We start from the raw sequence: 503 nt of genomic DNA, 5'->3' as shown, positions 1-503 counted from the left end.
TCCCAGCGCATAATTCCCATGAAGGCTTCCGCATGGAACGATTTCCCTCGCTTGGCCTTCAACGTGATATCGCCGCGGTGAAGTGCCTTATGGCACGTCTCACAAAGCGTAATCAGGTTGCCGGGCGAATCTCCGCCGGTACGTCTGCTTTCCAAGTGATGAACATTGAGCACCGGATCCTTCGATCTGCCGTAACAATGCTGACAAACGTGCCTGTCTCTGAAAAGAACATACTCGCGGACGTTCCAGAAGCCGAGCTGCTCGCCCTCTGGGTACTCTTTCCCTGCAATGTCGGGATTCTTCAGCAGCTGCATGTCGAAGGAAGCCGTTTCCACGGTGATCTTCGTGACCGGCAGCAGTCGAAGAACCGCTTCTATGCGCGACAAGTGCGCGTTGATTCGGTTTTCAACCGACGGAGCAAGCCAGCCTTTGCGCTTGGTGCGGAGACGGTTGTTGAATCTCGGCGCGCGGTAGCGCGTTTTGCGGTTACGGCGGGACTGCCG

1 protein-coding gene is annotated in these 503 nt (G+C 56.5%); it reads right to left on the bottom strand.

Going from position 1 to position 503, the window contains the following annotated elements; genetic code table 11:
• The coding region (gene iscB / locus HMPREF9439_RS08890; protein ID WP_040603557.1) for an RNA-guided endonuclease IscB at positions 1-503 on the bottom strand (503 nt) is incomplete at both ends.

Source organism: Parasutterella excrementihominis YIT 11859, from assembly GCF_000205025.1.
Taxonomy (GTDB): domain Bacteria; phylum Pseudomonadota; class Gammaproteobacteria; order Burkholderiales; family Burkholderiaceae_F; genus Parasutterella; species Parasutterella excrementihominis.
This window is presented reverse-complemented; position numbering and strand designations above follow the sequence as displayed.